This window comes from Schlesneria sp., assembly GCF_036405755.1.
In the GTDB taxonomy this organism is placed as follows: domain Bacteria; phylum Planctomycetota; class Planctomycetia; order Planctomycetales; family Planctomycetaceae; genus Schlesneria; species Schlesneria sphaerica.
In genome coordinates, this window is record NZ_DASWWZ010000130.1 from 1 (window position 1) to 5,696 (window position 5,696).

Here is a 5,696-nt window from a genome sequence, read left to right on the forward strand (position 1 = left end):
TGCCGCAGGTTCGCCTCATGCCGACCGGGGGCGTTAACCGCGAAACACTGCGTGACTTCGTCAAGGCGGGTGCCTGTGCAGTCGGACTTGGCAGCCAGCTTGTCGAAAAAGATGCGCTCGAACGAGGCGACTTCGCCCGGATCAGGCAATTGGCGAGCGAGTACGTGCAGTTGCTGCAACAGGCGCGCCAATAAATTCGTCCGGAATAAGGTTCTGAACGATCAATCCGAGACGTGGCTTTTTGGCATCATCAATGATGCCGAAACCCACCAAATGATAGCAAAATAGGGGGATTAAACGGGTCTGTAACGACTCACTTGCGCTCGATAGTTTGCGGAATTTGCGGTCTGTATACGATCACGCCCGATGTTTGAGAGCGAATCTGGATTTTCCAGAAATTGATTAAAGCGTCCGGTTAACCTGCGGCCTATCATGATTGTCGGATCTCAGCAATTTGCCATTTCTTCCGTTGGTCAGCTCCGCGGGGGAGATGGCTTAAACCAGTCATGGGGGAGGCAATTATGAAAAGAGCGATGGTCAGTGCTTTTTGGGCGCTGGTAATCGCGGTCGGCGCGTCACCGGGAACTGTTTCGGCAGGGTGGTACTGCGGAGCCGCGAGTTACCGGTGCTGTCCGGTGAATGCATGTCAGCAGAATTGCTGCTACACCACTCAGCGCGTCGAGCGGCAGATGTGTCAGCGCACGGTTTATGAGACGATTCAGGAACCGCAAACGTACACCGTCAGCAGAACAGTGTACGAAACCGTTTTCGATGATGTGCAGGAAACACATCACCGGATCGTGAACGAAGTTGCCTATCGCGAACAGCAGTATCAGGTCGCCCGTCAGGTCTACGAGACTGCCGATCGTGAAGAACGTTACACCGTGATGCGTCCCGTCACCGAAACGCTTTACCGCGATCAGACGTACACAACTCAGCGACAAGTGTTTGAAGACACAACCCGCGAAGTCCGACGCTGCGTTCAGCGACCCGTCACCGAAACGCTCGAGCGTGAATGTCGTCAGACGGTCATGCGACAGCAGACTGAAGTGATCAATCAGGAACGATGTTACACCGTCATGCGTCCCGTTACGACATATCGCACGGAACGACAGGACTGTGGTCAGTGGGTTCCGCAGCAGGTCTATCATCCGGGGCCCTGCTGTCCGAAGCTCGTCTGTGGCCCTTGCGGTCCGCAACTGTGCATGACACGCATGCCAGGTTTCTATACCTGCAAGCGAGTCTGGTGCCCGAACATCGTTGAACGCCAGATTCCCTGCACGACCTACCAGCCACAAGTTGTTCGTCAGGTCTGTCCTGTGACGGTTTGCCGCATGGTTCCCGAGACGATCGTCACGCGGGTGCCATACACAGTCTGTCGCATGGTTTCGGAAGAAGTCGTTGAGAAGATTCCTGTTAAGGTCTGCCGTACCGTGTGCGAAACCCAGGTACGAAAAGTTCCCTACCAGGTTTGCCGAATGGTTGCCGAAGAATGCGTTCGTAAGGTTCCCCATCAGACCTGCCGCACGGTCATGGAAACACGGACCTGCCGCGTTCCTTACACCGTCTGCCGCCAGGAGCCCTTCACCGTGACCAAGCGAGTTGCTCGCTGTGTTCCTCGGGAAGTCCAGCAGACCTGCACCCGCATGGTGACCAAGTGTGTTCCACGTGTTGAGAACTACGAAGTCTGCAAGCTGGTTCCAGAAACCGTCTGCCCGGTGACTTGCAACTCCTGCAGCACGGGTGGCTGTGCTACTGGTAACTGCGGCAGCGGTGGATGTGCCTCAGGCAACTGCGGTACTGTTCCGGAATCATCGGTTAACTTGAAGCCGATTCCTGCTGAGACGATTCCCACTTCGAACGGGCCGATTTCTACCGCCCCGTTCTCTCGACGTCGTCTGGCGATCTGATTGAATTTGGCTGGTTCCTGTCGAGATTCCACTTCGACTTGAGATTCTCCAATAAGATGGGGCACAAACCTTCGGGTCTGTGCCCCTTTTTTTGCGGCTGCGGCCTGAGCCGATGTCGAGAGCGGAATCCGGGGCTCGACATGAACCCGTGAGGGGTGACGGTTCGCCCATCCGGTTGCCTTGAGTTTCAACTTCGATCTCCTGGCAGTCGTCGCAAATCGATTGGCGTCTCGCCGGTCGCGTCCCCCTCTTTTCGGAGTGTTTCTGTTCCGAAAGTGGCTTGCATCGTAGGCTTCTCGCATTCCTATTCGCCTGAGGATTATCGCATGACGCAAGTAACGGAAGTTGACCATCCCCTGGTGAGACATCACCTCACAAGATTACGTGCTCGCGAAACAACGCCCCACGAGTTTCGCAGTCTGCTGCGTCAGTTGTCTTCGCTACTGGCCTATGAGGCGACCGCGGATCTGACCGCACATCCGGTTTCGATTCAGACTCCCTTGACGTCGATGATGGGAACGCAAGTGACTGCCAAAGTGGCCCTCGTCCCGATCCTGCGTGCAGGCCTGGGAATGGTGGATCCCATCCTCGATCTTGTTCCTCACGCAGAAGTCTGGCATCTGGGCGTCTATCGCGACGAAGCGACGGCGAAGCCGGTAGAGTACTACAACAAGTTGCCACAAACGCAGCCGCCGGACGTCGTCTTTCTGCTGGACCCCATGCTGGCGACGGGGGGATCTGCCTGCATGGCCATCGCCGCTATTCAGAGATGGGGCGTCCGCTCAATCAAACTCCTGTCCGTCATTGCCTCACGAGACGGAGTGAAAGCGGTCACCGAACAGTTCCCCGCCACACAAATTTTTGTCGGACAGATCGATCCCGAGCTCAATCACCACAAGTACATTGTGCCGGGGCTGGGTGATGCTGGGGATCGAACCTTCAATACCCTCCCATCTCCTGGCTGACGTGGTCGATGAGACGCGTGAAGCGTGCGCATGGCAATTTCCGCAGGCAGACGACCTGATTGCGATTTCCTGGCGGCATTCTGTCGCACCCAGCGTAATCCGGTCTTGGAGAAAGTCGCCGATCGTGATTGAATCGCGACAACCAGTCCTGAAGCGAGCGCGCCGCATCAATCCAATTTGCGATTGTTGATCTGAGGGGCTGCGCGGAACTCGGGTTGAACTTCTGTGGACTGGTTTACCGATATTCGCTGGAAGACAGAGTATCGCTTTTTGTTCGTACGGCAGAATCGACCGATTGTCGGTCCACTTTCTGTCACAATGCGGAATGCGGGAAGAGTGAAGAGGCTGCGGAATGGAACCGGCTCGTATCGAGTCATTGCTGGAAACCGGCTGGCACTTGATCGGTCAGTTGAACCAATGGCTTTCCGCGTCACCGCAGGAGATGGAAGACCGGGAACGGCTGTATGAAATCATTCGTCGCCTGCAGCTTTTCTGGAGTAAAGCCGACGACCTAAACCTGCGCCGCATGGCTCGAAACAGCCTGGTGCTCGAGTTGTTCCTCGAACGCTTCTGTGCCGATTCGTTGCAATTAACGGAACAGCACAAAGCCGACCTCTCAAGCGGCATCAGCAGCCTCGAATACCTCTTGCATGAGTTCGACGCGGCGCAGTTCGAGCCCGAGTACCCTGATCTGGAGTTGCTGCAGCGGCTGGAATGTCAGACCCTGCAGGCGACGTGGGCCGTAGCCGTCAAAACACGCACGATCGAGGTTTCGGCGGCCCCGATCGAGGTGCTTCCCTCCAGCCAGGACTATGATCTGCCGGTTGCTGGTCGGCTGACAAAAGCACCCGACCATGTCCGCCTGTATGACACTGTTCTGGAACCTGCGACTGACGAGGAAGCCCTTGTCAGGGCGAAGGCGGCTCGCGGTAACCAGTCCGCTGCTGCCCAGGCGAGGCACCTGCCTGCTCCTCCCGTCCCGTTCCGGCTTTCGCTGCAGAATGAACTCGCAGGTCCATCGCTCCTTCCGATCTCGGAAGAATCAAGGTCTGTAATCGGTCCCTCGCGAAGCTTGCCGACGCTCCCCACAAGAAAGATTCTGCTGGTCGAAGCGTCGCTCTTCTATCGTCATCTGTTTGGCGATGTGCTGCGAACGGCCGGATACGAACCTGTGTTGATTGAAGGGCTTGAGGGGCAACTCGATTCCATCGAGTCGGATCCCGATGCCCGATTCTGCGCGATCATGCTCGGCTTGCCAGCGACGGTCGAGGCAACCCAGTCCGTTCAGCGGATCCGCCAGAAATTGGGCGTTCACCTGATTGGTCTGTTGTCGACGGAAGACCATCAACTCTGGAAGGTCGAGATCGATGCGTGCATTTTGAAATCGCACCCGCGTAATCTGCTCGACCTGTTGGAACGACTGCACCGCCCTGCCCCTGATCAGGTTCTTTTGACCGCGTGAGGCGCATCGGGACGATGAGGGAAAACGGCGAGGATTCGCCGAAGTGCTGGAACCGCGACAGCCGCGCAGCTACACTTCGCACCGAAAAGCGCTCCCCACTGGGGAGAATCCCGTCGCCGACCCAATCCTACTCGACGAGTCGAATTCGCCATGAAAGCCATCGCCGTATTACCTGGTAAGCCGAATAGCGTTCATCTGCGAGATGTCCCCGCACCGAAGCTGCTCGATCAGCCCCACCCGCATGTCTGCAAGATTCCTGAGGGGCGTGCGGTGCTCGTCAAGACGTTGCAGGTCGGCGTGGATGCAACCGACCGCGAAATCAACGAAGCTTTGTACGGCAATGCTCCTCCGGGAGGCGAACACCTCGTCATCGGCCATGAAAGCTTCGGTCAAGTAATTGAAGTCGGTCATAAAGTGACTGAGCTGAAGGTGGGCGATTACGTTTCGTGTACTGTCCGGCGGCCAGGCGCGTCACTCTACGACGTCATCGGCCGAAACGACATCACGAGTGAAGAGACCTACTACGAGCGCGGCATTAATCTCTGTCATGGATACATGGCCGAATCGTTCGTGGACGACGCGGAGTACATGGTCAAAGTCCCCGTCAATTTGAAACACCTGGGTGTGCTGTCGGAACCTGCCAGCGTTTGTGCTAAAGCGATCGAACAGGCTTTTCTCGCTCAACAGCGACTGCAGATCTGGAATCCGAAACGTGCCTTCGTATTGGGGGCGGGCCAGATCGGACTTCTGGCAACCATGATGCTGAAGCTGCGAGGGATGGATGTCTACACCCTTGCTACGCGTCCGGGACCCCATCGGAAACAGGAAATTGCCGAGGCCTATGGTGCGAAGTATGTCAGCACCAGGCAGACACCGATGCACGAACTCGTCAAACAGGTCGGAAAGCCAGACCTGATTTTCGAAGCGACGGGAAATGCCGAGGTTGCTTTCCGTGCCATGGAAGTGGTCGCCCACAACGGAGCTGTCGTCTGGACGAGCATTACGGGTGGCAAACACGACGTTACGATTGATGCGGCAAAAATTAACCTGGAATGGGTGCTCGGCAACAAGTTGCTCGTTTCCAGCGTCAACGGAAACCGGCATCACTTTGAGTCAGGGATTGCGAGTCTTGCACTCGGCGAAATGACATATCCCGGCGTAACAGAACGCATCCTCACGCATCCGGTGAACGGACTGGATAACTATGCAGAAATGATGCGGCTGCTGGTCGAAGACAAAGAAGCCCTCAAAGTCTTCGTGAACGTGGCCTGATCTCTGCATCGCGACAACACAATCCCCTGCTCCGTTTCAGTCTGGGAACGGAGCATTTTCGTATTCGCGAGGCCGTCGAGAGACACT

4 protein-coding genes and 1 pseudogene are annotated in these 5,696 nt (G+C 56.5%); all 5 read left to right on the forward strand.

Going from position 1 to position 5,696, the window contains the following annotated elements; translation table 11 throughout:
• A pseudogene (locus VGE80_RS04430) lies at nucleotides 1-194 on the forward strand (2-dehydro-3-deoxyphosphogluconate aldolase); the annotation flags it as partial.
• A 339-nt stretch (nucleotides 195-533) separates the two neighbouring features.
• Complete coding sequence (locus VGE80_RS04435) at nucleotides 534-1,910, forward strand: hypothetical protein (RefSeq protein ID WP_440591811.1); 1,377 nt, start codon at nucleotides 534-536, stop codon at nucleotides 1,908-1,910.
• A gap of 326 nt (nucleotides 1,911-2,236) precedes the next feature.
• On the forward strand, nucleotides 2,237-2,875 hold the full coding sequence (gene upp / locus VGE80_RS04440) for a uracil phosphoribosyltransferase (protein WP_440591812.1): 639 nt from the start codon (nucleotides 2,237-2,239) through the stop codon (nucleotides 2,873-2,875).
• A gap of 352 nt (nucleotides 2,876-3,227) precedes the next feature.
• Nucleotides 3,228-4,337, forward strand: coding sequence for a hypothetical protein (locus tag VGE80_RS04445; RefSeq protein ID WP_440591813.1), 1,110 nt, complete (start codon nucleotides 3,228-3,230; stop codon nucleotides 4,335-4,337).
• Between the two features lie 150 nt (nucleotides 4,338-4,487).
• Nucleotides 4,488-5,609 carry a glucose 1-dehydrogenase gene (locus VGE80_RS04450; RefSeq protein WP_440591814.1) on the forward strand — a complete coding sequence of 374 codons (1,122 nt, stop codon included), beginning with the start codon at nucleotides 4,488-4,490 and terminating at the stop codon, nucleotides 5,607-5,609.
• Nucleotides 5,610-5,696 lie beyond the last annotated feature (87 nt).